Here is a 25766-nt window from a genome sequence, read left to right on the forward strand (position 1 = left end):
CCTGCGGCAAAACTCCCGGGTTCATTCCCAGGAGACATTCCCATGCACAGCATCCGCCGCCACCTGGTGTGGCTCGTCGTGGCCGTGGCCGGCGCATTCGCGCTGGGCACCGTGGCCCTCACGCGCGGTGAAAGCGTCAACGCCCTGTGGGTGGTGACCGCCGCGGTCTGCACCTACCTGATCGCCTACCGCTACTACAGCCTGTTCATCGCCGAGAAAGTGCTGGGACTGGACGGCAACCGCAAGACGCCGGCGCACCGCCACAACGACGGCCTGGACTACGTGCCCACCGACAAGAACGTGCTGTTCGGCCACCACTTCGCGGCCATTGCGGGCGCCGGTCCGCTGGTGGGCCCGGTGCTCGCGGCGCAGATGGGCTACCTGCCCGGGCTGCTGTGGGTGCTGGCGGGCGTGGTGTTCGCGGGCGCTGTGCAGGACTTCATCATCCTGTTCATTTCCACGCGGCGCGACGGCCGCTCGCTCGGCGACCTCGTCAAGCAGGAGATGGGCACGGTGCCCGGCATGATCGCGCTGTTCGGCACCTTCATGATCATGATCATCATCCTCGCGGTGCTGGCGCTGATCGTGGTGAAGGCGCTGGCCGAATCGCCGTGGGGCACCTTCACCGTGGCGGCCACCATTCCGGTGGCGCTCTTCATGGGCGTGTACCTGCGCTTCATCCGGCCGGGGCGCATTGGCGAGGTGTCGCTGATCGGCTTCGTGCTGCTGATGCTCGCCATCTTCGGCGGCCAGGCCGTGAGCCAGAACCCCGCGTGGGCGCCGCTCTTCACCTTCGACGGCAAGGCGCTCACCTGGATGCTCGTGGGCTACGGCTTCGTGGCCGCGAGCCTGCCGGTGTGGCTGCTGCTGGCGCCGCGCGACTACCTGTCGACCTTCCTGAAGATCGGCACCATCATCGCGCTGGCGCTGGGCATCGTGTTCGTCATGCCCACGCTGCAGATGCCCGCGCTCACGCAGTTTGCGCAGGGCGGTGGACCGGTGTGGTCGGGCAGCATGTTCCCGTTCCTGTTCATCACCATCGCGTGCGGCGCGGTGTCGGGCTTCCATGCGCTGATCTCCTCGGGCACCACGCCCAAGATGCTCGACAACGAGCGCCATGCGCGCTTCATCGGCTATGGCGGCATGCTGGCCGAATCCTTCGTGGCGGTGATGGCGCTGGTGGCGGCTTCATGCATCGAGCCCGGCATCTACTTTGCAATGAACAGCCCGGCCGCGCTGGTGGGCAGCACCGCCCAGCAGGCGGCGCAGACCATCTCGAGCTGGGGCTTCGTGGTCACGCCCGAGATGCTCGTGCAAACCGCCAAGGACGTGGGCGAAAGCACCATCCTCGGCCGCGCGGGCGGTGCGCCCACGCTGGCCGTGGGCATGGCCCACATCCTCCACCAGGTGATCGGCGGGCAGGCCATGATGGCCTTCTGGTACCACTTCGCGATCCTGTTCGAGGCGCTTTTCATCCTCACGGCCGTGGACGCCGGCACCCGCGCGGGCCGCTTCATGCTGCAGGACCTTCTGGGCAGCTTCGTGCCTGCGCTCAAGCGCACCGACTCGCTGCCGGCCAACCTGTTTGCCACGGCGCTGTGCGTGGCGGCCTGGGGCTACTTCCTCTACCAGGGCGTGGTCGATCCGCTGGGCGGCATCAACACGCTGTGGCCGCTGTTCGGCATCTCCAACCAGATGCTGGCCGCGGTGGCGCTGCTGCTGGGCGTGGTGGTGCTGTTCCGCATGAAGCGCGAGCGCTACGCATGGGTGGCCATTGCGCCGGCCGCGTGGCTCTTGGCCTGCACGCTCACGGCCGGCTGGCAGAAGATCTTCTCGCCCGACCCGAAGATCGGCTTTCTCTCGCACGCGGCCAAGTACACCGAAGGCCTGGCCAACGGCGTGCTGGTGGCGCCGGCGAAAACGCCCGAGGCCATGTCGCGCATCGTCTTCAACGACCGGCTCGACGCGGCGCTGTGCGCGCTCTTCATGTTCGTGGTGCTGAGCGTGCTGGTGTACAGCATCAAGGCCTGCCTCGCGGCACGCGCGGCCCACCGGCCGACCGCGCAAGAGACGCCGTTCGAACCGCTCGCCACCTCGGCGGCGCGCTGAGCAGCGGGTGCCATGGCTCTCGCATTGCCGGAAGCCGGGCGCTACTTCGCGCGCTCGCTCAAGCAGTCGCTGCGGCTCATGGTCGGGCTGCCCGACTACGACGCCTACCTGACCCACATGGCGGCCACGCACCCGGACCAGCCGCCGATGAGCTACGAGGCCTTCTTCCGCGAGCGGCTGGAGGCGCGCTACGGCGGAGGCAAGGGGCGCTGCTGCTGAAGGACGGTGGCGGCTGCATGCCTGCCGCACGACCGCAGATTCCGAAGACAGGCAAGGGCTCAGGCGCCGGCTGAGCCTGGCTGCGTCAATTCCAGTTTCTTTGGGCCGGCACTTGCTGCCACGATGGCCTCCATGCACTGAGTGGTGGAGAACATCGATGGCATCCGAATTGAATCAAATCGCAAGCGGGTCGCTGCGCTGGCGCATCGGCCTGTCGGCCGCCCTGTGTCTCGCGGCGGCGCTTTCCGCGGCCCAGCCGCCCGACGCGGGCGTCGTGCTGCATGCCGAGCAGCGCTTCCAGCTGGCGCTGGAAGCGCAGGCCGCACGCGACTACCGCTCGATGCTCGAACAGCTTCGGCAAGCGGCGGCCGAGGACAACGCCGAGGCGCAGGAGATGCTGGGCATGGTGCTGCTGGCGGGGTCGACGCTGTACGGCTCCGCCATCAAGGCCGACCGCTGCGAGGCGCGCCGCTGGATGCTGCGCGCCGCCGCGCAGGGCAGCGATACGGCCCGGGTCCAGCTCGCCTTTCTCAACAGGCTGCGCCAGTCCCCGGCCGGCAGGAACGCTTGCGACTGAGCCTGCGCCCCTGACTGTGCGGGCAGTGACGCCTGGTTACCGCATCGCGCGCCGGGATGCGTCGCTGGAAAATGAAGGGCTAGACTCTTCGTTTGCCAATCCCTCCGCTGCGAGGCCGACTCATCATGAAACCCTGGTTGATTCCCATGGCGCTTGCCTTGGCGGGCACCGCCCACGGCGCCGAAAACTGCGAAGCCCTGCGCACCCAGATCGAAGCGAAGATTGCCGGGGCCGGCGTGACGCGCTTCACCGTCACCACCGTCGACGCCAATGCAGAAGCGGCAGGACAGGTGGTGGGCAGCTGCGATCTCGGAAGCAAGAAGATCGTCTACCAGCGAGAAGGTACGCCAGCCGGTACGGCGCCGGCGCGCCCGAGTGCAGGCGCGGCCGACGAAGAGATATTGACGGAGTGCAAGGACGGCACGGTGTCCGTCGGCGGCGACTGCAAGAAGTAGGCAGGAGCCAAGCCTTGTCATCTTCCAAAGCCTTTCGCATTGCACTCTCGGCCTCGGCCGCCGCCATTGGCGGCATTGCGGCGTACTGGACCCTGCTGGCCACGCGGCAGGGGCACATCCTCTTCAACGCCAGGAAGCTTCCGGTCGTCCATCTGTCCGACGACTTTTCCACCTACTCCCACACCGTGCCGGGCGGCATGGTGCGCGGCTATGTCTATCACCCGCAGGGCGAAGACGCGCTGCAGGACCTGTTCATCTATTTTGCCGGTCGGGGCGAAGACGTCCGCGCCACCGCGCAGGCGCTGCACTGGCTGCCGGAGGGCTTCGGATTTGCGGCCGTCAACTACCGCGGTGTGGCCGACTCCGAGGGGCATCCCTCCGAGATCGCCTCGGTGGCGGATGCGATCCAGTTTGCCAACCACCTGCGCAAGGCCTTTCCGCAGGCGCGCCTGCACGTGGTCGGCCGCAGCCTCGGCACGGGCGTGGCCATCCAGCTGGTGGCGCAGCAGGACTTCTCGAGCCTGCAGCTGGTCACGCCCTACGACTCGATGCTCGAAGTGGCCAAGAGGCGCTTTCCGCTCGTTCCGCTGGCGTTGTTGCTGCGGCACCGCTTCGACTCGCTCACGCACTGCAAGGAAGTGGCCGCCAAGACCCAGGTGCTGCTGGCCGAGCGCGACGACGTGGTGCTGCCCGAGCGCTCGCAGAAGCTCATCGCCGCCTGGCCCACGCCCATCAGCGTGCAGACCGTGCCCGCCTCGGACCACCACAGCATCATGGGCATCGAAGCGACCTGGCTCTACCTGATCGACTTTGCGTTGACGGCCATCCTTCCCGAGCCGATTGCCGCCTGAGCCGCTGCGCAGGGGCCTTCCTTCAGCCGGCGCCGAGGGCCGTGAAGCCGCCTTCAAGATCGCGCAGCAGATCCGAAGGCGCCTCCAGCCCCACGTGCAGCCGGATGACCGCGCCGCGTGCGCTCCAGTCGGTCACGCTGCGCGCCGCGCGCATGTCGGCCCAGGCCACCAGGCTTTCATAGCCGCCCCAGGACGAGCCACGGCCGAACAGCGACAGCGCATCGACGAAGCGCTCGACCGCGGCGTTCCCGATGCCCGGCTGCAGCTCGAACGAGACGAGCCCGTTGGTGCCGCGGCAGTCGCGCTTCCAGAGCGCGTGGCCCCGATGCTGCGGCAGCGCGGGGCAGAACACGGCCGCCACTTCGGCCCGCGCCTGCAGCCAGTGCGCCACCTCCAACGCATGCCGCTCGTGCATCTGCAGCCGCGCGGACAGCGTGCGCATGCCGCGCAGCACCAGCCATGCATCGTCGGGGCTCACCGTCATGCCGAAGGCGTCGCAGCGCTCGTTGAGCGGCTGCCAGGCTTCGCGCGTGGTGGCCACGGTGCCCATCATCACGTCGGAATGGCCCGAGAGGTACTTGGTGGCGGCCATCAGCGAGATGTCGGCGCCCAGCGCGAGCGGCCGGTATTGAACGCCCGAGCCCCAGGTGTTGTCCGCGGCAACGAGCGCGCCGCGCGCATGGGCCAGCTCGGCCAGCCGGAGCAGGTCGCACATCTCGTAGACCAGCGAACCGGGGCATTCGGCATACACGAGCTTCGTGTTCGGCTCGAACAGTTCCTCGATGCCGCTGCCGTCCGCGGCAAAGAAGGTGCAGCGGATGCCATAGGGATCGAGGAAGGAATGCACGAGCTTGCGCGCGGGCTCGTACACGCTGTCCGACATCAGCACATGGTCGCCAGGCTTCAGGTACGACAGCAGCACCATGCCGATGGCGGCAAGGCCGGTGGGAAAGAGGCGCGTGCGGTGGGCGCCTTCGAGTTCGCTCACCGCGTCTTCGAGCGCGAAGGTGGTGGGCGTGCCGCGCGCGCCGTAGCTGAAGGCGCGCTCTTCGCCGCGCCGCGCGCGCGTCTCGCGCATCGCGGCCACGCTGTCGAACAGCACGGTGCTCGCGCGCACCAGCGGCGTGTTGACCGGCGAGCCGCCGAAGTAGGCCGGGGCCTTGCCGGTGTGGACGAGCCGGGTGTCGAGGGACTGGCCAGCGGTGTCTTGGGGCGAATCGGACATGGTGTGTTCCAGCGGGCGCGGGCCTCTATGGTGCGTCAATCCGCCTTCGCGCCCGAAAGCTTGACGATGCGCGACCAGCGGTCGATGTCCTGGCGCAGCTGCGCGGCGAAGGCTTCGGGCGTGTTGGCCACCACCTCGCTGCCGCCGTCGTTCACCAGCTTGGTCACCTCGGGCAGGCGCAGCGTGCGCACGATGGCTTCGTTCAGGTAGGCCACGCGCTCGGGCGGCGTGCCGGCCGGCGCGAAGAAGCCGTACCAGTCCTCGAAGCGGGCATTGGCATAGCCCAGTTCCTCGAGCGTCGGCACCTTGGCGAACACGCCGATGCGGCGCGGGCTGGTGACGGCCAGCACGCGCAGCTTGCCGTTCTGCACCATGCCCGCGACCGACGAGGTCGAGGTCACGAGCACGTCGACCTGCCCGCCGAGCAGGTCGGTGAGCGCGGGGCCGGCGCCCTTGTAGGGCACGTGCGTCATGTCCACGCCGCTGTCCTTCTGCAGCACCACGCCGACCAGGTGCGAGAGCGTGCCGTTGCCCGGCGTGGCATAGGTGACCTTGCCGGGGCTGGCCTTGGCGCGCGTGGCCAGGTCGGCAAAGGTCTTGTAGGGCGAGTTGGCTTCCACCACCAGCGCGAGCGGCGCCGCGTTGATCTGCGTGATCGGCGTGAAGTTCTTGATCGGGTCGAAGCCGGGCGCCGAGTAGAGCGAAGGGTTCACCGCCATGATCGACACCTGCGAGGTCAGCACGGTGTAGCCGTCGGGCTTGGCCTCGGCCACCGACTTGGCGCCGATGTTGCCGCCCGCGCCGCCGCGGTTGTCCACCACCGCGGCCTGGCCCATGATTTCCGGCAGCCGCGTGGTCACCAGCCGGGCCGTGGCGTCGTTGCCGCCGCCCGGGGGAAAAGGCGAGACGAACTTCACCGTTTGCGAAGGAAAGCCGTTGCGCGCAGGCAGCGGCTGGGCCGAGGCAGGCTGCAGGGCCATGGCCGCGAGCCATGCGGCAGCGATGGAAAGGCGGGCAAGGCTCGGGATGCGAAGGGCAGACGACATGGCGGGACTCCTGGAATAGGAACTGACAACGACGAACGGAGAAAGCGAAACCGGGGGAGCTAGGCGTGCCGCGCGGCGGAAGCGGCCGGCAGCCTGAAGGCCGAGCGCTCCTGCGCGTCGAGCTGCGCGACCAGGCCGGTCTCCCAGGCCAGGTAGCGGCGCGCCGCTTCCTTGTTGCCGTCGTGGCGGTCGTGCACGAAGAACAGGTAGTCGATGCAGTCCGCATCGGCAGGCAGGGCGGGCGTGGCCTGCACCGGCAGGCCGGCATCGCGCCATGCGGCCATACCGCCTTCGAGCAGCAGCGGGGCAGGCGAGAGGCCGGCCAGTTCGGACGCCGCAGCCCAGGCCGCGAGCGCAGCATCGTCGGCCACCAGCACGAGCTGGCGCGTTTCGTTCATCACGTCCTGCGCCAGGCGCGGGCGTATCGACCAGCGCGCCCCTGGAACATGGCCGGCGCGGAACTGCATGCTCGGGCGCAGGTCGACCAGCGCCACGTCGCCCCGCGCGAGGTGGGTGGACAGCGCCTTCGCATCGATCGTCGCCAGCGCAGGTGCGGTGGGCGCTGCGGCAGGCGCGAGCGACAGCCCACTCGCTAGCCCGCCTTCGAGCACGCTCGCATCGTGGCCCATCTGCCGCAGCCAGTGCGCGACGGTGGGCGCGCGCACGCCGTCGTCGTCGAACAGCACGAGCCGCGCGCCGCGCACGCCGAAGTACTGGTCGCCGGCCTGCATCAACTGCCCGCCGGGCGTGTGCTGCGCGCCGGGCAGCGTGCGGGCCGCGAATTCCTCCGGCGTGCGCACGTCGCAGAGAAACAGGCTGCGGCTGGCATCGCCGGCCCACTGCTGCACCGTCTGCGCCGTGACTGTCGGCACGCCGAAGCGCTCGGCCAGTGCCTTGGCGGCCGGCCGCAGGTCGGCGTTGCCACTGTCGTCCGCATAGCGCCGCGTGCCGCCGTGCTCCAGCGCGTGGTCGTTCAGGTACCAGCCCTGCGTGCCGTTCTCCAGCGCATAGACCGGGTTGGGCAGGCCCAGGTTGATGAGCGTCTGCGCGCCGATGATGCTGCGCGTGCGGCCCGCGCAATTGATGACGATGGGCGTGGTGGTGTCGGGTACCAGCCGGCGCACGCGGTAGGCCAGCTCGCCGTTGGGGCAGCAGGTGGCCGTGGGGATGTTCATCTTGTGGAACTCGCTCACCGGCCGGCCGTCGAGCACCACCACCTTCTCCTTGCGCGCCAGCATTTCGGCCAGCTGGTCGGCGCTCACGCGCGGCGTGTGATAGGCCTCTTCGGCCAGCTCGCCGAAAGTCTTCGAAGGCAGGTTGACGCCCGCGAAGAGCGCATGGCCCGCGGCCTTCCAGGCGCGCGTGCCGCCCTGCAGCACATGCACGCCGGTGTAGCCCAGCACGGCGAGGCGGCGGGCGGCGCGCTCGGCCACGTCGCCGTCGCCGCCGTCATACGCGACCACGCGCACGCTGCGGCGCGGCACGAGGCGCGGCGCATCGAGCTCGAGCCGGCTGAAGGGCAGCGGGATGCCGTAGAACAGGTGCGCCTCGCCGTACTGTCCGTGCTCGCGCACGTCGAGCAGCGCGATCTCGCCGCCGTCGTGCAGCCAGGATTTGAGGGTCTTCGGGTCGATGAAAGAGGTCATGGGAAGCAAGCCGTTGGGACGAACGCGGTCCTGCGGGGCCGTGCGCTGCACGGTCCGCATGAACGAAGACGAGGTTGAAAGAAGAGGGGCCTAGCGGCGCGTCTGCACGCCGATGCCCATCGTCTGGTACGTGCCGGCTTCCAGGTCGTACGCGGTGCGCTGGTTCAGCGTTTCGAGCGCGCGGCCGTACATGTGCAGGTGCCGGATGACCTGCTCGCCCTGGATTTCGACCGAGTGGATGTCCTCGGGCATCAGCGCGATGCCCTTGCCTGGCGTGACCACGACCAGCGCGGTTTCCTCGAGCTTGCCGACGCCCGGCACCGAGCCGTCGTCGCGCCGCTCGTACACGCGGTTGTGCTCGGTGCCTTCCACCGCGGCAATGCAGGCCCAGGTGGTGTGGTTGTGCGGCACGATCTTCTTGCCCGGCCGCATCACGTTGAGGTAGAGCGCATAGCTCTGGTCCGGGTCCTCGGCAATCAGGTAGCGGGCCTGGTGCTCGCCGGCCTCGGGCGCCGGAAAGTCGGCGGCGCCCCAGTAGTCGGTGCGCGCGGCCAGCCCTTGCAGCGCGTCGAGCACCGCACCGAGCTTTTCGCGGGTTGGTTCAGCGCCGCCGATGGCTTTCTTCATTCGGTCGATGGACGCGGCAACCGCCTCGCGGCGTTGGTCGGACAGGGCGCTCATGCAGATTCTCCAGTGGGGATGCTTGTCGTGGTCGCATTCACTGTAGTGACCGGGGCGTGACACGACAATCCATCCCGCGCAAGAAATACATCAATAAAATTAATGTATGCCCACGCTCGATCTTGAACTGCTGCGCTCCTTCGCGGCCGTCGTCAGCCACCACAGCTTTGCGGCGGCGGCCGTGCACCTGGGCCGCACGCAGTCGGCCGTCACGCAACAGATGCAGCGGCTCGAAGAGCAGGTGGGCCATGCGCTCTTCGCCAAGCAGGGCCGGCAGAAGCGGCTCACCGAGCATGGCGAGCGGCTGCTGACCTATGCGCACCACCTGCTCGCGCTCAACGACGAGGCGCTGCGCAGCCTCCGACAGGGCGAACTCGAAGGCAACCTGCGCATCGGCGCTCCGCACGACGTGGCCGAGACCATGCTGCCGCTGCTGCTCACTGAAGTGGCGCGCACCTCGCCGCTGCTGCAGCTGGACATCCACATCGGCCGCAGCCCCTACCTGATGACTTCGCTCAAGAGCGGCGAGGTCGACATGATCATCTCGAACCGCGCCGATGCGCAATCGCAGTTCGAGGGCGTGGTGCTGCGCAACTCGCCCACCGTGTGGCTGTGCGCGGCCAGCTACGTGCATGACCCGGCCAAGCCGGTGCCGCTGATCATGGCCGACGGCCCGAGCATCTTCCGCCGCATCGGCCACGAGGCGCTCGACGCCGCAGGCGTGGCCTGGACGCCGCGCTACACCTCGTCGAGCCTGATCGGCATCAAGGCCGCGCTGCGCGCCGGCCTCGGCGTGACGGCGCGCGGCGTGGAGCAGCTCGACGCGGGCCTGCGCGTGCTGGGCGCGGGCGACGGCATGCCGCGCCTGCCCGACCTGGCGTACTACCTGTACGTGCGCAGCCACGTGGTGAACCCGGTCACGCGGCAGGTGTTCGAGACCTTGAAGAAGCACCTGCGGCTGCCGCGCACCGACATGCCGGCTTGAAACGCTAGGTCGCCCAGATGCGCGGCGAACTCGCCGGCAATTGCCACAGCTCGGCGCGCCAGGCCTGCCACACCTGCCGCAGCAGCTGCATCGCGGGCTCGACCACCGGCGCCAGCACGCGCAGCACGACGATCTCCACATGCGGACTGGTCGCGCCGGCGCTTTCCTGTAGCCCGTGTGCATCGATGGCGGTGCGCGCGAGCGCAAGCAGCGCCTCGCGCCGCGCCCGCGCGGCCGGCGTGCCCGACACGAAGAACAGCGACGCGATGCAGCGATGCCCGCCGAAGCCCAACGGGCTTTGCAGCAGCCGCTGGTCGGCCGCGTCGATGCGCCCGCGCTCCAGCCAGACGCCGGGCACTTCGATGTGCTGCAGGTAGGTGCCGCGCTCGAACGGCTGGTTGGCATTCGGCAACCCGAGGGCCGTCACGTCCCAGCCGATCATCTCGGCGCCGGGCTCGGCTTCGATGGTGAGCCGGTTCTCGGCGCGGCAGCCGCTGTAGCAGATGGCCTCCAGCGGCAGCCACTCGAGCCGCGCGCCCTTGGCAAGCCGGATGCGCGTGCGCTGCAGCGCCAGCTCGCCTTCGGAGCGGTAGAAGCGCGACGCGCCCGGCGTGGTGATCAGGCCATGGCTTGCGTCGGCCGCCTCGATGTCGATGTCCAGCGTGTCGCCGCCCACCAGCCCGCCCGGCGGATGCACCAGCACGTTATGGCAGATCGCATCGCCCTCGGGATAGAGGCTTTGGAGAATGCGCAGCGGCCCGTCATGGCGAAAGCGCGCGACGCTGCGGGCGGCTTCCTGTCGGTAGTCGAGATGAAGGTGGGCGTGCCAGGACATCCAGCAAGTCTATTCGCCCGCTATCGCCCGTCTTCGCGCGAAACACCGCGGAACCGGCTTCGCCGGGCCGCTGGTGTTGCCCCCGGTAGGGGGAGGGAGAAGCGACACGAAGTGCGCGGAGCCTGGGGGCGAGCCTAAGCGTTCCAGGCGCCGTCGTGCGCAGCGCTCGCTTCATCGAGCAGCGCGGGCCCGATGCATTCGATCGGATGCGGCGAAGCGCGGAACACGTCGCGGCACGACAGCTCGGCATCGCGCTGGTCCTGCCGCTCGCCGCGGAACACGCGCAGCCGCTCGGCGTCGATGCCGAACACCACGCGGCCGATGTTCGACCAGAAGATCGCGCCCGCGCACATCACGCAGGGTTCGCCCGAAGCATAGATGGTGGCGCCGGCGAGTTCCTCGCGCGTGAGGCCGCGCCCCGCAAGTGCGCGCAGGGCGTTCACCTCCGCATGCGCGGTGCAGTCGCCGGTCTCGGTGTTGCTGTTGCCGGCTTCGGCCAGCACTTCGCCGGCGGCCGAGACGATGACCGATCCGAAGGGCCGGTTGCCGCGGCGGCGCGCCGCATGCGACCAGACGATGGCCTTGCGCAGATAGCGTCCGTCGCGTTCGTCGAGCGTGGTTTCTTCGGGGAGTATGGAGTTGCTCTTGCTGAAGTTCATGCCTTGTTGGGAATCATGCGTTCGGTGCGCGATGGCAGCATCGAGGTGTTGAAGATGGCGTCGGACGAGGGCTTGACCTTGAGGCCGAATAGGTCGACCACCTCGTCGACCTGCTGCTCGAGCGTGAGCTTGTTGATGTCGCCCAAGCCATGGTTGCGCGTGTCCGCGGCACTCACATATTGCGCCGTGACACTCCAGCGTTCAAGCTCCATCCTTTCGTCCAGAATGGGTTCGCGCTGGCGCATGGCCGCGATGCTGGGCGCGGGGTTGGCAAAGGTCTCGGCGATGGCGCGGTTGGTCGCGCGCAGGAAGGCCGCGACCACCCTGGGGTTCTGCGCGATCAGGTTACTGCTCGCGAGAATGGCATTGCCATACAGGTTGACGCCCGCGTCCGCATATTTGAGCACCGACAATTCTTCCGGCTTCATGCGCGCGAAGAGCGAAATGGCGGAGTCGTGAAAGTAGGTGGCGGCATCGACGTCGCCGCGCACCATCACGTTGTCGCGCGCGCTGAAGTCGGTGGTCTGCCACTGGAAGGCGTCGCTGCGCATGCCCTGCTTGCGCGCCACCATCGGCCATGCGCGGCGGGTCGATTCGACGGCCGCGGCCGCCACCTTCTTGCCCGCGAGGCTCTTGAAGTCGGCCGTGATGCCGCGGTCCTTGCGGCCGATGATCACGAAGGGCGCGCGGTTGTAGTACTGGTACACCGCCTGCACCATCGGGGTGCCGGGGTTCTGCGCATTGAACTCGACCAGCGAGCTGATGTCGCCCAGGCCCATCTGGTAGACGCCGCTCGCGATGCGCGTGATCGAGGCGACCGAGCCTGCGCCAGTGTCGATGGTCACGTCCAGGCCTTCGTCCTTGTAGTAGCCCTTGCTGTGCGCGAGGAAGAAGGGCGCGGTCTGGCCGTTGATGCGGAAGTCGAGCGTGAACTTGAGCGGGGTCGGCTTGCCGCCGCCCTGGGCGAAGACGGCGGGAGCGGCAAGGGTGGCGGCACTGGCCGCAAGAAAGAATCGACGTTGCATGTGGGGCCTCGGAATCCTCGGGTCTTGAATCCCTCCGCGCAGGGCGGAAGGCACTTCAAGAGCAATTTCCGGGCGGGCGCACAAAGGTGGTGCGTGCGCTGCTGAACGCTTCTACTCTTGCGGGAGTCGTTGCACGAGCCATGCCAGGGCTTGAATGCGTGGCTGACGCCAGCCACAATGCAGGCGCGCAATTTGCATGGCAGGTGGCGCAGAGTAGAAGCGTTCAGCCCTTGCGGCAGGAAATTGCTCTTTCAGGTTCGTTCGTACCCACGCGCAACAACAGAAGGAGTCCACGCATGCTCGTCACCCAACAACCCGTCTTCCGCAAGTTCTGGCATGCCGTCATGCCGCTTACCGAACTGGCCAGCGGCCCGAAGCCCTTCAGGCTGCTGGGCGAAGACATCGTTCTCTTCCTCGATACCGGCGGCCAGCCTGCCGCATTGCGCGATCGCTGCTGCCACCGTACTGCGAAGCTGTCGAAAGGCTGGTGCGTCGATGCCGAAGGCCGGGCCTGCGGGCAGGGCGCCATCCAGTGCGGCTACCACGGCTGGACCTACGACCGCAGCGGGCAGGTGATCCGCATTCCACAGTACGAGGCCGACCGCAAGATCTCGCCCGAATACAAGACCGCCGCCTACCGCTGCACCGCGCGCTATGGCTACGCCTGGGTGGCGCTGGAAGAGCCCATCGCCGACATTCCCGCCATTCCGGAATTCGACGACCCGGGCTACCGCACGATCTTCCAGTTCTACGAAGAGTGGCAGACAAGCCCGATGCGCGCGCTCGAGAACTCGTTCGACAACTCGCACTTCAGCTTCGTGCACCGCGCCACCTTCGGCGTGGCGGCGAGCCCGAAGCCGAGCAAGTACGAACTGGTGGAGAACGAGGGCGGCTTCTACGCGGAGACCATCATCGAGGCGGCCAACCCGGTGAAGTTCCATGCCATCAGCGGCGTGACCGATGCGATCACCACGCGTCACATGCGCAACGCCTACTTCCTGCCGTTCTCGCGCCGGCTCGACATCGAATACCCGAGCGGCGTGCGCCACATCATCATCAACTGCTTCACGCCCATCGACGACGGTCGCATGCAGCTGTGCCAGTGGCTGTTCCGCAACGACACCGAGTCCGACTGCACGGCGCAGATGCTGATCGACTTCGACGAGGCGGTCACGCGCGAGGACAAGGACATCCTCGAATCGACCGACCCCGACGCGCTGGTCGACACGCGGCGGCGCGGCGTCGAGTATTCGATGGAATCGGACCGGCCTGGCATGCTGATCCGCAAGCACCTGATGCAGCTGCTGGCGAAGCATGGCGAGGCGGAGGTCTACCGCGGCATGGCCAGCGGGACGATTCCGATCGCGAAGGCCGCCTGACCGGCCGCTGCCTCAGGCGTGAGCCGTTGCCGGGTTCGGGCGCGCCGCGTGCGATGAGCCGGATTCGTAGCGGTCCATCGCCAGGCCATCGGTGCGGATCTCCGGACGCTGTCCGGTGACGAGGTCGGAGATCAGCTTGCCCGAGCCGCAGGCCATGGTCCAGCCGAGCGTGCCGTGGCCGGTGTTGAGGAACAGGTTCGCATAGCGCGTGGCGCCGACGATGGGCGTGCTGTCGGGCGTCATCGGGCGCAGGCCGGTCCAGAAGGTGGCGCGCGGCAGGTCGCCGCCCGGGAACAGGTCGCTCACCACCTTCTCGAGCGTGGCGCGGCGGTGCGGGTTCAGGCGCAGGTCGAAGCCGCCGAGCTCGGCCATGCCGCCCACGCGGATGCGGTTGTCGAAGCGCGTCACGGCCACCTTGTAAGTCTCGTCGAGCACGGTCGATTGCGGTGCCAGCGATTCATCGACCAGCGGCACCGTGAGCGAGTAGCCCTTGACGGGGTACACCGGAATGTCCAGCCCCAGCGATGCGATGGCGGCGCGCGAGTAGCTGCCGAAGGCCATCACGTAGCGGTCGGCCGTGAGGATCTTGCCGGCGCTGGTGCGCACGCCCGTGATGCGGTCGCCCGTCATCTCGAGGCCTTCGACCGGCTGGCCGAAGCGGAAGTCCACGCCCAGGCCGCGCGCGATGTCGGCCAGGCCGCGCGTGAAAAGATGGCAGTCGCCGGTTTCGTCGTTCGGCAGGCGCAGGCCGCCCGCGAGCCGGTCGCGCGCGCCGGCCAGCGCGGGCTCCACGCGTGCGAGCGCATCGCGGTCGAGCAGTTCGTAGGGCACGCCGCATTCCTCGAGCACCGCGATGTCGCGCTGCACCGCGTCGAGCTGCGCCTGGGTGCGGAACAGCTGCAGCGTGCCGCCGGTGCGATGCTCGTAGTGAAGGCCGGTTTCCGCGCGCAGCTGCTGCAGGCAGCCGCGGCTGTATTCGGCGACGCGCATCATGCGTTCCTTGTTGACCGCGTAGCGTTCGGGCGAGCAGTTGCGCAGCATGGCGGCCATCCAGCGCAGCTGAAACAGCGTGCCGTCGGGGCGGATCGACAGCGGCGCGTGCTTCTGGAACATCCACTTGATGGCCTTCAGCGGAATGCCGGGCGCGGCCCATGGCGTCGAGTAGCCTGGCGACACCTGTCCGGCGTTGCCGAAGCTGGTTTCCTCCGCGGGGCCGGCCTGCCGGTCGAGCAGCGTCACGTCGGCGCCGGAGCGCGCGAGGTAGTAGGCCGTGGTGGTGCCGATCACGCCGCCGCCGAGAACGATGACTTTCATGGGTATTTACGTGAATGAAGGTGAATGCATGGAATCTAAAGTGCACAATGCAGTGGATTTGATTGTTTTTTGGTGTTTTGCGGTGAAATTCACTGCAGTGAGACTGCCAATTGCCAGCCGCGGAGTGAAATGCCCGAACTCGACCGTATCGACCGCAAGATCCTCGACCTGCTGCAGCGCCAGGGCCGCATTTCCATGACCGAGCTGGCCGAGCGCATTGGCCTGTCGGCATCGCCCTGCGCCGAGCGCGTGAAGCGCATGGAGCGCGAGGGCGTCATCAGCGGCTACCACGCGCATGTGTCGCCCGAGGCGCTGGGCAAGACGCTGCTGGTGTTCGTGGAGATCAAGCTTTCGGCCAAGTCGGGCGAGGTGTTCGACAAGGTGCGCAAGGAGCTGCTGCACATGCCCGAGGTGCTCGAGTGCCACCTGGTCTCGGGCAGCTTCGACTACCTGGTGAAGGCGCGCCTGAGCGGCATGAGCGAGTACCGGCACCTCCTGGGCGACATCCTCAAGAAGCTGCCCGTGGCGGCCGAATCGCACAGCTACGTGGTGATGGAGGAAATCAAGGAAACGCTGATGCTCGCGGTCGACCGCTGAAGCGGGTGGCGGGCTACCATCGCGCCCGGCATCCACACCTCACAAGGACATCGGCATGAGCATCACGGTCCGGCGCGACGGCATTTCGGGCACGCGTCACATCCTCAAGATCCGCAGCCACGAGATTCCCATCGATGCCTCGCCGGCCGGCGGCGGCAGCGATGCGGGCCCGCAGCCGCACGACCTGTACGACGCATCGCTGGCCGCCTGCAAGGCGCTCACCGTGCTGCTCTACGCGCGCCGCAAGGGCATGCCCGTGGAAGACATCGAAGTGATCGTCGACCGCGACGACAGCGAGGAGCGCAAGGGCGTCTACCGGCTGAAGTCGAGCCTGCGCGTAACCGGCGAACTGACCGAGGCGCAGCGCGACGAACTGCTGCGCGTGGCCGGCAAGTGCCCGGTGCACCGGCTCATGACCGAGGTGAAGACCGAGATCGAGACCGGCTGGGCTTGATCGGCCCGGGCAGGCGGCATTTGATGCCGCTCAGCGCGCAGCGCCCGCGCGCTTGGCATAGCGGTCGCCCCAATCGGCCAGAGGCCCGAGCGCCGCATTGAGCGATGCGCCGAGCTTCGTCTCTGAATACTCCACCCGCGGCGGCACTTCGTGGAACACCTCGCGGTGCACGATGCCGTCCGCCTCCAGTTCACGCAGCTGCTGGATCAGCATCTTCTCGCTGATGTCCGGCAAGAGTCGCTTCAGCTCGCCGAAACGGCGCGGCTGCGCATGAAGCTCCCACAGGATCACGGCTTTCCACTTGCCGCCGATGACCTCGAACGCGGGGCCGATGCCGCAGTTGTACGGCTTTTTGGCTTTCATCCGTTCTTGCCCTTGCTGGTTCAATACATACGTTCTGGTAAGTACCTTACTTTATTGTAGGTACTTGACCATTGGAGAGTGCAATTCCTACGATGCAGACCTCTTCACAACTTGCGGACGACTGGCATGAGCAACAAGGAAATCACCGTACTGGGCCTGGGATCGATGGGCATGACCATCGCGCGGCTCTACCTCGACAAGGGCTACAAGGTCACGGTGTGGAACCGCACGGCGGACAAGGCCTCCGCGCTGGTGAGCCGGGGCGCGGTGCTCGCGCGCAGTGCCGCCGATGCCTTGCGCGCAAGCCCCGTGGCCCTGATGTGCGTGTACGACTACCGGGCGGCCGATGCGATTCTTGGCGCGGAGGGCGTGGCCGCGGCGATGGATGGCCGTCTGCTGGTGCAGCTCACCACCGGCAGTCCGCAGGACGCGCGCAATGCCGAAGCATGGGCGCACCGCCAGGGCGCGACCTACCTCGAAGGCGCCATACAGGCCGCGCCGGACCAGATGGGACAGCCCGACACGCCCATTCTCGTGTCGGGCGCACAGCAGGTGTTTCGCGCGGCCGAGCTGTTGCTCGGCGTGCTCGGCGGCGGCATCGTGTACCTGGGCGAAAAGTCGAGCGCCGCCGCGGCCATGGACCTGGCCACGCTGTCGACCATCTACGGCACGATGCTCGGCTTCTTGCATGGCGCACGCGTGGCCGAGCACGAAGGCTTCGACGTGGCGGAATACGGCCGCATCGTGGCGGGCATCATGCCCACCTTCGCCGGGTTCCTGCAGCACGAAGGCGGCGTCATCCAGTCGGGCAACTTCGCGATATCGCAAAGCCCGATGCGCATTTCGGTGGAAGCGACCCAGCGCATCCTCCAGACCGCGCAGCAGGCGGGCATCAATACAGAGTTTCCGACGTTCGCGGCAGGGTTGTTCCAGCGCGCCGATGCGGCGGGACTGGGCGGAGAGGAACTCGCCGCGCTGATCAAGCTGCTGCGCCGCTGAAGGGCCTGTGAGAGGCTAAAAAGGGCATGAAAGGCCGCGGCAGCCGGAAAAAGTGTGAACAATTACACTACGACCCGCTTTACAGGACACTTTAATGAAGTGGGTCATTCTCGCCATCTTTGCGCTCAGCGCGCTCTACGTTCATTTCCGCGGCCAGGTCCGGCACCGCTTCTTCAGGCAGCTGTCCGACCACTCGACCTTCCTGGCGCCGCTGAACGCCTTCATGTACATCTTCTCGAAGGTGCCGAGCACGCCGTACCTGTCGCCCGCGCAGTTTCCGGAGATGCGCGTGCTCGAGGAGAACTGGCAGGTCATCCGCGAAGAGGCGCTCGCCATGCGCAACGGCGGCAGCATCAAGGCCTCGAGCCAGTTCAACGACGTGGGCTTCAACTCCTTCTTCAAGAGCGGCTGGAAGCGCTTCTACCTCAAGTGGTACGACGAAGCCCATCCCTCGGCCGCCGTGCTGTGCCCCCGCACCACCGAGTTGCTCAAGGGCATCGGTACCATCAAGGCCGCCATGTTCGCCGAGCTGCCGCCGGGCAGCCGCCTGGTGCGCCACCGCGACCCGTTCGCCGGATCGCTGCGCTACCACCTGGGCCTGTGGACGCCTGGCGTGGAGGGCTGCTACATCGACGTGGACGGCCAGCGCTATCACTGGCGCGATGGCGAGGCCGTGGTGTTCGACGAAACCTACATCCACTACGCCGAGAACACGACCGACCACGACCGCGTGATCCTGTTCTGCGACATCGAGCGCCCGCTGAAGTACCGCTGGGCCAGCGCCGTGAACCGCTGGTTCGCGAAGAACCTGCTGGCGGCCGCCGCCTCGCCCAATGACGCCGGCGACAAGACCGGCGGCATCAACCGTGCATTCAAGTACATCTACCAGGTCCGCGTGATCGGCAAGCGGCTCAAGGCCTGGGACAAGCGGGTGTACTACCTTGTGAAGTGGGCCATCTTCGGCGGCCTGGCGCTCTGGATCTTCTGGTAAGGCGCAAGCCTGCCGCACGGTGCCTGGCCACCGTCGCCAGCCCATGTCCTTTGCAGACAAAGACCTGCCCGTTCCGGTCGACCTTGCCAGCGCACAGGCGCTGATCGCGGCGATTCAGCTCGAAGCCGCTGCGCAGCGGCTCGCGCTGCGGGTGCCGCCGCCCGAGCCCACCACCTGCTGCGGGCGCGGCTGCAACGGCTGCGTGTGGGAGGGCTGGCTGGCCGCCGTGGCCTACTGGCGCGACGAGGCCACGCTGCTGCTGGCCTAGCGCCGCGGAGCTTTTTTTAGCTACTCGCAATACACAAGGGCCACCTCCTTGCTCCCCATGCCCGAAGTTCCAGCCGAACTCCAAGCCTTCTTCCTTGCTGCTGGCTGGTATCCCGGCAGGGTGGTGCCGGTCCCCGAGGGCGTTCCCGCAGGGCATCCTGCGGCAGGCATCCTGGCCAACTTTCTGGGTCTGAAGGTTTTCAATCCGGGCGCAGGCGAGGAATGCCCAACGTCCGACATCAACTTCATGGCGCAGCCCTTCGAAGACTCGAGCCACGAGCTTTACGAAGCGACCGTCGGCGAGCACCTCGTCACGGTGGCGGAGGTCGGCCAAGGCTACAGCTTGCTCTTGATCGACGGCAAGGGACGGTGGTTCGGCGCCAGCCTGGTCCACGATGCGTTCTGGCTTTGCGGCGAGTCGATGGCCGATGCGCTGCGCACGCTGTTGCAGGGGCGAAGGGTTCGTCCGGTGCTGCTTCACGGCCAGGCGAGCACGAGTCTCCATGGCATCGACCATGATGCGTCGCATCCCGCCGTCTACCGCCCCTGATCATTGCGGGCGGACTCGGCTTCAATGCCCGCGCGCCTCCCAGAACCCCCGGTGCGTGGCGATCATTTCTTCCGCCACCTCGGCTACCGGCCCGATTACCTCGATCTTCTTCTGCCCGCGCGCGAACACTTCGCGGCAGGGCAGGCTCAGTGTGGGGTTCTCGGGGTGGTCGCCCGTGAGTGCGAGCAGGGCGCTTTCTTCCGCACCGTAGACGATGCGGCCGATGTGGGCCCAGTAGCTGGTGCCCGCGCACATCGCGCAGGGCTCGAAGGTCGTGACCAGCGTGCATTGCCACAAATAGTCGGCCGGCCAATTCAGCGCGGCATGGCGCGCCAGCGTGGCTTCGGCGTGGTTCACGGTGTCGATGTTGCCCTGCTCGGCCAGGATCGTCTCGCCGTCGGGCGCCACGAGCACCGCGCCGAAGGGATGGCGGCCCATCGCCATGGCGCGGCGGGCGACCTCGTTGGCGCGGCGAAGCGCGCGGATGATCTGTTCGTGCGTCATCCGTGGATCATGCGCGAATCACTGGTTCTGGGAGCCGCGGTGCGCCCAGCCCGTGGTGTGCTTCTCGATCACGCTGAAGAGCTCGTACATCAGCATGGCCATCGCCCCCACCACCATCAGGCCCGCGAAGGCCAAGCCCATCTGCATGGCCGAGCCGGCCGAAATGAGCAGGTAGCCGATGCCTTCGTTGGCCGCGGTCATCTCGCTGACCGTGGTGCCGACGAAGGCCAGCGTGATCGCCACCTTGAGCGAGCCGAAGAAGTAGGGCATGGAGCGCGGCAGGCCGATCTTCATGAGCACGTCCCAGCGCTTGGCGCCGAGCACGCGCAGCACGTCTTCGAGTTCGGGCTCCAGCGTGGCCAGGCCGGTCGCGATGTTGACCATGATCGGGAAGAAGCTGATCAAAAAGGCCGTGAGGATCGCCGGCCCGACGCCGATGCCGAACCACACCACCAGGATCGGCACGAAGGCCGCCTTCGGCAGTGCGTTGAAGGCTGTCATGAGCGGATAGATCGCCGCGTATGCGATGCGCGAGCTGCCGATCACGAAGCCCAGCAGCACGCCCACCACAATGGCCAGGCCGAAGCCCGCCATCGTGACCCAGAAGGTGCGCCAGGCGTGGCCCGCGATGATCTCCTTGAACTCCCAGAACTGGTTCCAGATGCGCAGCGGGCTCGGAAAGATGAAGTCCGACACGCCGAAGCCCGCGCAGATCACCTGCCACAGCAGGATCACGGCCACGAGCAGCAGCCAGGGCGACCAGCGTTCGAGTTGCTTGGTGTTCTTCATAGTGCGCCTTCAGTGGGACACCGCAGCAGCGGCAGTCTGCGCCGCGCTGATGCCCGTGTTGCGGATGGCGCCGATGTGGCCGCGCAGCTCCAGCACGATGTCGGTGAACTCCTTGGTGTAGGTGAGCTCCAGCTCGCGCGGGCGCGGCAGCTCGATCTCGCGCTTGACCACGAAGCGGCCCGGGCTCTTGCTCATCACGTACACCGTGTCGGCCAGGAACACCGATTCGCGCAGGTCGTGCGTCACCAGGATGACGTTGAACTGCTGCTCGGTCCAGAGGTCGCGCAGGATGCACCAGAGCTCCTCGCGCGTGAAGGCGTCGAGCGCGCCGAAGGGCTCGTCGAGCAGCAGCATCTTGGGCTCGTGGATGAGCGCGCGGCAGATGCTCGCGCGCTGCTGCATGCCGCCCGAGAGCTGCCATGGGAACTTGTCTTCGTAGCCCGCAAGGCCGACCTTCTGCAGCAGCTTGCGCGCGCGCTCGACGTATTCCTTGCGCTTGGCCTTGAAGCTCGAGCGATAAGGCTCGACGATCTCCAGCGGCAGCAGCACGTTGTCGACCGTGGTGCGCCACGGCAGCAGCGAAGGCGCCTGGAAGGCCATGCCCGATATCTTGAGCGGTCCGGTCACGGGCTGGCCGTCGATGCGGATCTTGCCCATCGAGGGCATCTTGAGGCCCGTGGTGAGCTTCATGAAGGTCGACTTGCCGCAGCCCGAGGGCCCGACGATGGCGATGAATTCGCCGCGCTTCACCTTCAGGTCGATGGCCTCGACCGCGAAGTGGTTCTCGCGCAGCAACTCTTCGTTGTAGGCGAGCCAGACGTCCTGGAAGTCGACGAAGGGAGCAGCGGCCGCGCCCGATGCGTCCGCCTGCATCACTTGCGCAGCACGCCGTTGAGTTCGGCCGCCGGCGGCAGCAGCGCGGCGGTCCACACGGCGTCGGGGCTCACGCGGGTCTTGGTGTTGAACGCGTCCGACACCTGCGAGGCCATCAGCGACATGCGGCCGGCGTTGACCGCGCCGAAGCCTTCGCTGCGCGCATCGGCGCTGTTGATCACGGTGTCGATGGCCAGCTGCAGGCGGCGGGTCTCGAGCTTGCTGTCGATGATGCCGTCGCGCGCCTTGACCGACTCGATGGCCACGGCCGGATTGGCGATCACTTCCTTCGCGCCCTTGGCAAAGGCCGAAAGGAATTTCTTCACCGCTTCCGGGTTCTCCTTGATGAGCTTGGGCGAGGCGATGATCACGTTGCCGTAGAGCTTCACGCCGTAGTCGGGGTAGGGCAGCACGACGATGTCGGCGGCCTTGGCGCCGCGCGCCTCCAGGTTCAGCAGCGAGGTGAAAGTGAAGCCGGTGATCGCGTCGATGTCGCCGCGGATCAGCATGGTTTCGCGCAGCGTCGGGTCCATGGCGGTCCAGTTCACGGCGCCGATGTTGTTGGCCTTGGCGAAGATCGGGAACGCACGGCGGCCCGCGTCGAACACCGGCGCACCGAGCTTCTTGCCGGCCAGGTCGCCCGGCTTCGCGATGCCGCTCTTCTTGAGCGCCATGACCGAGGCCGGCGTGTTGTTGTAGACCATCATCACCGCCACCGGCTTGTTGGGGCTGTCGGGGTTGTTGGCGTGGAATTCCATCAGCGCGGCGAGGTCCGCAAAGCCCATGTCATAGGCGCCCGAGGCCACGCGCGTGACCGTGCCGCCCGAGCCGTTGCCCGCGTCGATGGTCACGTCGAGGCCCGCGGCCTTGAAGTAGCCCTTGGCGGCGGGATGCAGGAACAGCGCGGCCGGTCCTTCGAAGCGCCAGTCGAGCTGGAACTTGATCGGCGTCGTGGGCTGGGCCAGGGCCGAGGAAAGGCCGAAGCTGAGGGCCGAGGCGGCGAGGAAGGACTGGAGCAATTGGCGCTTGTTCATGCGAGATCCGTTGGAGGTGAATGCTTCTGCATTCAAGCAAAAACGGTGCCCGCACGCGATTGGTGCGAACCCTTCCGGGGACCCGGTGCGGTGCAATGCCGGTACGGTTTTGCACCAACTTTGGGGGTTGCGGCAAATTCCGTCGGAAAAGAGCGCAGGCGCCGAACCAACATGGGGCGCTGGCCTGCCACCCGGCGCCCCGGCGCCAGGGCCTCAAAGCGCCGCGCCGATCTTGCGCAGCTCCGCGATCTGCGGCGCCTTGGCCAGCCAGATCTTGTCGAACTCCGCGATGATCGGCGCGGGGTTGTAGCCCGCGTCGCTCCTGATGGTGATGCCGCTCGCCTTGAACTTGTCGATAAGGCCGAGCTCGGTGGTCACGATGTCCCTGATCTGCGCGTCGAGCGACTGCTTGACCAGGTCGGTGATGAGCGCCTTGTCCTTGCCGTCGAGCGTCTGCCAGATGCGGCCCGACACCAGCGGCGCAAAGGGCATGAAGAGCGCATTCATCGGCAGCATCGTCTTGGCCACGCGGTCGAAGCGCTGATTCCACGAGAACTCGATGTCCGCTTCGAGCCCGTCGACCTGTCCGTTGGACATGGCGTCGAATACGGCCGGCGTTGGAATGGGCGTGGGCGCGGCGCCCAGCAGCTGGTAGAAGTCGCGGTACACCGGCGTCGGGTTGATGCGCAGCTTCATGCCCTTGAGGTCGGTAGGCGTGGAGATGGGCTTGGTCGCAAACACCACGCGCATGCCGGTGATGCCCCAGCCCAGGCCAATGGTGCCGGTCTCGCGCGGCAGCACCTCGAGCAGCTTCAGCGCGGCGGGCGTGCGCACCAGCGAGGCCACGTTGGTGGTCGAGCGTACGAGGTAGGGCGCGTTGATGGCCGCCACGCTGGAGACGCGCGAGCCGAGTTCGGCCGCCTGGATCCAGCCCATGTCCAGCGCACCCGACTGCAGCTGCTGCATCATGGCCGACTCGTTGCCCAGCTGGCCCGAATGGAACACCGTGGCGCTCAGGCGGCCGTCCGTGGCTTTCTTGAGCGCTTCGCCGAAGCTCACCGCGGCGCGGTTCCACGAATGGCCGGCCGGCGTGATGAGGCCGAGGCGGAACTCCTTGGCAGCCGCCGCGCGCGACAAGGTGCAAAAGAGGGCGGACGACGCGGCAGCGGTACCGGCTGCGGCCTGGACGACGAATTTGCGGCGAGAAAGGGACATGCGAGGCTCCGGTTGAGTGAAGAAGGAAAAGGGGACGGCGGCGGGACTTACTTGATGAGCGCGAGCGACAGGCTCGGGAACAGCGACAGCAGCACCAGTGCCGCGCAGCAGATCAGGAAGAACGGCATGGTGACGATGAACATCTTTCCGGGCTTGGCACCGGTTACGGCGGAGGCCACGAAGAAGCTCAGCCCCACGGGCGGCGTCATCAGCCCGAGCACGAGGTTGATCACCACCACCACGCCGAAGTGGCGCGGGTCGATGCCGTAGATATCGGTGGCAATGGGCAGCAGGATGGGCACGGTCATGATCAGCCCCGGAATGCCGTCGATCACGGTGCCGATCACCAGCAGGATCAGGTTCACGAGCAGCAAAAACGCGATCGGGTCCTTGGCCACGGTCTGGATCCATGCGGCCGTGGCCTGCGGCACCTTGCCGTAGATCAGGAGCCACGAGAACACGGCCGCCGCGGCCACCAGGAACAGCACCACCGCCGAGTAGATCGCCGACTTGAGCAGGATCTGCGGAATCATCGCGAAGCGGAATTCCTTCGTGACGTAGCGCCCGATCAGCACCGCGGCCACCGCGCCCACCGCTGCCGATTCGGTGGGGTTGGCCACGCCGCCCAGAATGGAGCCGACGATCACGATGGGAATCAGCAGCGTCGGGCAGGCCGTGAGCACCGTGTGCAGGCGCTGCCGGAGGGTGCGCTTCTCGGTGCGCGGGTAGTTGTAGACCACCCCCATGCACGCAATCACGATGAAGAACAGCACCGTGAGGATCACGCCGGGGATGATGCCGGCAATGAGCATGTCGCCCACCGCCACCTGCGCGAGCACGCTGTACACCACGAACATCACAGAGGGCGGAATGATCGGCCCCAGCATGCCGCCATACACCGTGATGCCGGCTGCGAAGGTCTTGTCGTAGCCCTGCTTCTCCATCTCGGGCACCATGATCTGGCTCATGATGGCCACCTGCGCGGTGGCCGAACCGATGATCGACGACACCAGCATGTTGGCCAGGATGTTCACGTAGGCGAGCCCGCCCTTCACCGAGCCGATGAAGGCCAGCGCGAGGTCGACCAGCCGCTTCGTGATGCCGCCGCCGTTCATGATTTCGCCGATCAGGATGAACAGCGGAATCGCAATGAGGCTGTAGCTGTCGACGCCGCCGAACATCTGCACCGGGAACGACTGGAACAGCACCGTGTCGCCGGAGTTGAGGATGTAGACGATGCCCGCAAGGCACAGGCAGGCGCCGATCGGTACGCCGACCAGCATGATCAACAGGAAGAATGCGGAGGTCAGCATGTCAGTTCACCGCGTCTGCGTTGGTCACGTGGAACTCGGCGTGCGTGCGCCGGGGCTGCAGGCCGAGGTCCTCGACGAGGTTGGCCAGCGCATGCAGGCTGAGGGTGAGCGAGAAGATCGGCAGGATCAGCTGGATGGCCCAGGTCGGCCAGTTCAGCGTCTGCGTGCGCTCGGTGTAGAGAAAGTTGAAGGACTCGGCCGCGTATTCCTTGGCATCGAAACCCCAGCGCACGATGCCCACCGGGTCCATGTAGAGCCAGCACATCGCCAGCAGCGCGAGGCCCAGCAGCAGCACGCCGCACGAAGCGCCGGCCTTGGCGATGCGCGCAGCTTTCTCGCCGAGCTTGTCGGTGAGCAGCGTCACCGCAAAGTCCAGCCGCAGCCGCGTCATGGCCGATGCGCCGATGAAGGTGAGCCAGACCACGCAGTAGACGGAAGCTTCGTCGACCCAGTAGAGCGGCACGCCGCCATAGCGCGTGACCACGTTCAGCAGCACCAGCGCGATGAGCAGGCCCATCAGGGCCGAGAGCAGGCGGCGTTCGCAGCGCAGCACGAAGTCGGACGCATCGAGCACACGGCGGGAGAAGCTCCCGCGTTCCAAGGCGTGTTCTGCCATGTGAGAAGAGAAGGGAAGGTTGACGAAGGGCCCGGAGGGCCGTGGCTTTCTCTAAATATATTAATAAGATATTTGAGATATCCGCTCAGGGTATTAGCAGATTGCATGCCAGCCGAAAAAATGATGGGCGGGCGAAAACGGTGCGTGCACCGGCCGGGCCGCAATGAAAAACGCCCCGCTGCGTGCTGCAGCGGG

At 67.1% G+C, this 25766-nt stretch carries 29 protein-coding genes; 13 read left to right on the top strand and 16 right to left on the bottom strand.

Annotation, left to right across the window (positions count from 1 at the left end):
- Window positions 1-42: 42 nt before the first annotated feature.
- From L1081_RS00930 to L1081_RS00950, 5 genes are all read left to right on the top strand, one after another.
- Complete coding sequence (locus L1081_RS00930) at window positions 43-2109, top strand: carbon starvation CstA family protein (protein WP_489414767.1); 2067 nt, start codon at window positions 43-45, stop codon at window positions 2107-2109.
- 12 nt (window positions 2110-2121) lie between these two features.
- Entirely contained in the window at window positions 2122-2328 is a 207-nt protein-coding gene (locus L1081_RS00935) for a YbdD/YjiX family protein (protein ID WP_307657088.1), read from the top strand.
- Window positions 2329-2485: 157 nt separating this feature from the next.
- Window positions 2486-2905: a sel1 repeat family protein gene (locus L1081_RS00940; protein WP_489414768.1), complete on the top strand. Its 420-nt coding sequence runs from the start codon at window positions 2486-2488 to the stop codon at window positions 2903-2905.
- A gap of 125 nt (window positions 2906-3030) precedes the next feature.
- The gene (locus tag L1081_RS00945) at window positions 3031-3360 is read left to right on the top strand and encodes a DUF1161 domain-containing protein (RefSeq protein WP_489414769.1); all 330 of its coding nucleotides are present in this window, start codon (window positions 3031-3033) and stop codon (window positions 3358-3360) included.
- Between the two features lie 14 nt (window positions 3361-3374).
- The gene (locus tag L1081_RS00950) at window positions 3375-4211 is read left to right on the top strand and encodes an alpha/beta fold hydrolase (RefSeq protein WP_489414770.1); all 837 of its coding nucleotides are present in this window, start codon (window positions 3375-3377) and stop codon (window positions 4209-4211) included.
- A gap of 22 nt (window positions 4212-4233) precedes the next feature.
- On the opposite strand, the gene metC is transcribed toward L1081_RS00950, so the two are convergent.
- From metC to L1081_RS00970, 4 genes are all read right to left on the bottom strand, one after another.
- On the bottom strand, window positions 4234-5436 hold the full coding sequence (metC, locus tag L1081_RS00955; protein WP_489414771.1) for a cystathionine beta-lyase: 1203 nt from the start codon (window positions 5434-5436) through the stop codon (window positions 4234-4236).
- A 35-nt stretch (window positions 5437-5471) separates the two neighbouring features.
- A complete protein-coding gene (locus tag L1081_RS00960) occupies window positions 5472-6482 on the bottom strand; it encodes a tripartite tricarboxylate transporter substrate-binding protein (protein ID WP_489414772.1) in 1011 nt (336 codons plus the stop codon).
- Window positions 6483-6541: 59 nt separating this feature from the next.
- Entirely contained in the window at window positions 6542-8128 is a 1587-nt protein-coding gene (locus L1081_RS00965; RefSeq protein ID WP_489414773.1) for a rhodanese-like domain-containing protein, read from the bottom strand.
- 90 nt (window positions 8129-8218) lie between these two features.
- Window positions 8219-8809, bottom strand: coding sequence for a mercaptosuccinate dioxygenase (locus L1081_RS00970; protein ID WP_489414774.1), 591 nt, complete (start codon window positions 8807-8809; stop codon window positions 8219-8221).
- Window positions 8810-8915: 106 nt separating this feature from the next.
- Here L1081_RS00970 and L1081_RS00975 point away from each other — a divergent pair, with 106 nt between their 5' ends.
- A complete protein-coding gene (locus tag L1081_RS00975) occupies window positions 8916-9794 on the top strand; it encodes a LysR substrate-binding domain-containing protein (RefSeq protein WP_489414775.1) in 879 nt (292 codons plus the stop codon).
- Between the two features lie 4 nt (window positions 9795-9798).
- On the opposite strand, the gene L1081_RS00980 is transcribed toward L1081_RS00975, so the two are convergent.
- The 3 genes from L1081_RS00980 to L1081_RS00990 all read right to left on the bottom strand — a co-directional run bounded on the left by L1081_RS00980 (window position 9799) and on the right by L1081_RS00990 (window position 12313).
- The gene (locus L1081_RS00980) at window positions 9799-10629 is read right to left on the bottom strand and encodes an urease accessory protein UreD (RefSeq protein WP_489414776.1); all 831 of its coding nucleotides are present in this window, start codon (window positions 10627-10629) and stop codon (window positions 9799-9801) included.
- Window positions 10630-10763: 134 nt separating this feature from the next.
- Window positions 10764-11288: a deaminase gene (locus L1081_RS00985; RefSeq protein WP_489414777.1), complete on the bottom strand. Its 525-nt coding sequence runs from the start codon at window positions 11286-11288 to the stop codon at window positions 10764-10766.
- Window positions 11285-12313: an ABC transporter substrate-binding protein gene (locus L1081_RS00990; protein ID WP_489414778.1), complete on the bottom strand. Its 1029-nt coding sequence runs from the start codon at window positions 12311-12313 to the stop codon at window positions 11285-11287. Before L1081_RS00990 ends, L1081_RS00985 begins: the two co-directional genes overlap by 4 nt.
- A 296-nt stretch (window positions 12314-12609) precedes the next feature.
- Here L1081_RS00990 and L1081_RS00995 point away from each other — a divergent pair, with 296 nt between their 5' ends.
- Window positions 12610-13692, top strand: coding sequence for a Rieske 2Fe-2S domain-containing protein (locus L1081_RS00995; RefSeq protein ID WP_489414779.1), 1083 nt, complete (start codon window positions 12610-12612; stop codon window positions 13690-13692).
- Between the two features lie 12 nt (window positions 13693-13704).
- On the opposite strand, the gene L1081_RS01000 is transcribed toward L1081_RS00995, so the two are convergent.
- Window positions 13705-15006 (bottom strand): D-amino acid dehydrogenase, encoded by a 1302-nt coding sequence (locus L1081_RS01000; protein WP_489414780.1) that lies wholly within the window; start codon window positions 15004-15006, stop codon window positions 13705-13707.
- Between the two features lie 129 nt (window positions 15007-15135).
- Here L1081_RS01000 and L1081_RS01005 point away from each other — a divergent pair, with 129 nt between their 5' ends.
- Window positions 15136-15603 (top strand): Lrp/AsnC ligand binding domain-containing protein, encoded by a 468-nt coding sequence (locus tag L1081_RS01005; protein ID WP_015866742.1) that lies wholly within the window; start codon window positions 15136-15138, stop codon window positions 15601-15603.
- Window positions 15604-15658: 55 nt separating this feature from the next.
- Window positions 15659-16057, top strand: a complete 399-nt coding sequence (locus L1081_RS01010) for an OsmC family protein (RefSeq protein ID WP_489414781.1) — start codon at window positions 15659-15661, stop codon at window positions 16055-16057.
- 30 nt (window positions 16058-16087) lie between these two features.
- Here the strand turns inward: L1081_RS01010 and L1081_RS01015 are convergent, their stop codons facing one another.
- Window positions 16088-16420, bottom strand: coding sequence for a winged helix-turn-helix transcriptional regulator (locus L1081_RS01015; RefSeq protein WP_337314755.1), 333 nt, complete (start codon window positions 16418-16420; stop codon window positions 16088-16090).
- Window positions 16421-16546: 126 nt separating this feature from the next.
- Between L1081_RS01015 and L1081_RS01020 the strand changes: the two genes are divergently transcribed.
- The 4 genes from L1081_RS01020 to L1081_RS01035 all read left to right on the top strand — a co-directional run bounded on the left by L1081_RS01020 (window position 16547) and on the right by L1081_RS01035 (window position 19227).
- Entirely contained in the window at window positions 16547-17419 is an 873-nt protein-coding gene (locus L1081_RS01020) for an NAD(P)-binding domain-containing protein (RefSeq protein WP_489414782.1), read from the top strand.
- Between the two features lie 94 nt (window positions 17420-17513).
- Window positions 17514-18410 (top strand): lipid A hydroxylase LpxO, encoded by an 897-nt coding sequence (lpxO, locus tag L1081_RS01025; RefSeq protein WP_489414783.1) that lies wholly within the window; start codon window positions 17514-17516, stop codon window positions 18408-18410.
- Between the two features lie 43 nt (window positions 18411-18453).
- Window positions 18454-18678, top strand: coding sequence for an oxidoreductase-like domain-containing protein (locus L1081_RS01030; RefSeq protein ID WP_489414784.1), 225 nt, complete (start codon window positions 18454-18456; stop codon window positions 18676-18678).
- 57 nt (window positions 18679-18735) lie between these two features.
- Window positions 18736-19227: an SUKH-3 domain-containing protein gene (locus L1081_RS01035; protein WP_489416844.1), complete on the top strand. Its 492-nt coding sequence runs from the start codon at window positions 18736-18738 to the stop codon at window positions 19225-19227.
- A 21-nt stretch (window positions 19228-19248) separates the two neighbouring features.
- Here L1081_RS01035 and L1081_RS01040 read toward each other — a convergent pair whose 3' ends face one another.
- From L1081_RS01040 to L1081_RS01070, 7 genes are all read right to left on the bottom strand, one after another.
- The gene (locus L1081_RS01040) at window positions 19249-19731 is read right to left on the bottom strand and encodes a deaminase (protein ID WP_489414785.1); all 483 of its coding nucleotides are present in this window, start codon (window positions 19729-19731) and stop codon (window positions 19249-19251) included.
- A gap of 18 nt (window positions 19732-19749) precedes the next feature.
- Window positions 19750-20520: an ABC transporter permease gene (locus tag L1081_RS01045; RefSeq protein ID WP_489414786.1), complete on the bottom strand. Its 771-nt coding sequence runs from the start codon at window positions 20518-20520 to the stop codon at window positions 19750-19752.
- A 9-nt stretch (window positions 20521-20529) separates the two neighbouring features.
- Window positions 20530-21393 carry an ATP-binding cassette domain-containing protein gene (locus L1081_RS01050; RefSeq protein ID WP_489414787.1) on the bottom strand — a complete coding sequence of 288 codons (864 nt, stop codon included), beginning with the start codon at window positions 21391-21393 and terminating at the stop codon, window positions 20530-20532.
- The gene (locus L1081_RS01055) at window positions 21393-22427 is read right to left on the bottom strand and encodes an ABC transporter substrate-binding protein (RefSeq protein WP_489414788.1); all 1035 of its coding nucleotides are present in this window, start codon (window positions 22425-22427) and stop codon (window positions 21393-21395) included. Before L1081_RS01055 ends, L1081_RS01050 begins: the two co-directional genes overlap by 1 nt.
- A 213-nt stretch (window positions 22428-22640) precedes the next feature.
- Window positions 22641-23642 (bottom strand): TRAP transporter substrate-binding protein DctP, encoded by a 1002-nt coding sequence (locus tag L1081_RS01060; RefSeq protein ID WP_489414789.1) that lies wholly within the window; start codon window positions 23640-23642, stop codon window positions 22641-22643.
- Between the two features lie 47 nt (window positions 23643-23689).
- Complete coding sequence (locus L1081_RS01065) at window positions 23690-24955, bottom strand: TRAP transporter large permease subunit (RefSeq protein ID WP_489414790.1); 1266 nt, start codon at window positions 24953-24955, stop codon at window positions 23690-23692.
- A gap of 1 nt (window position 24956) precedes the next feature.
- Window positions 24957-25571, bottom strand: a complete 615-nt coding sequence (locus L1081_RS01070) for a TRAP transporter small permease subunit (protein WP_489414791.1) — start codon at window positions 25569-25571, stop codon at window positions 24957-24959.
- Between the last annotated feature and the right edge of the window lie 195 nt (window positions 25572-25766).

Source organism: Variovorax sp. MSC1_012, from assembly GCF_023667525.1.
GTDB classification, from domain to species: Bacteria; Pseudomonadota; Gammaproteobacteria; order Burkholderiales; family Burkholderiaceae_C; genus Variovorax; species Variovorax beijingensis_B.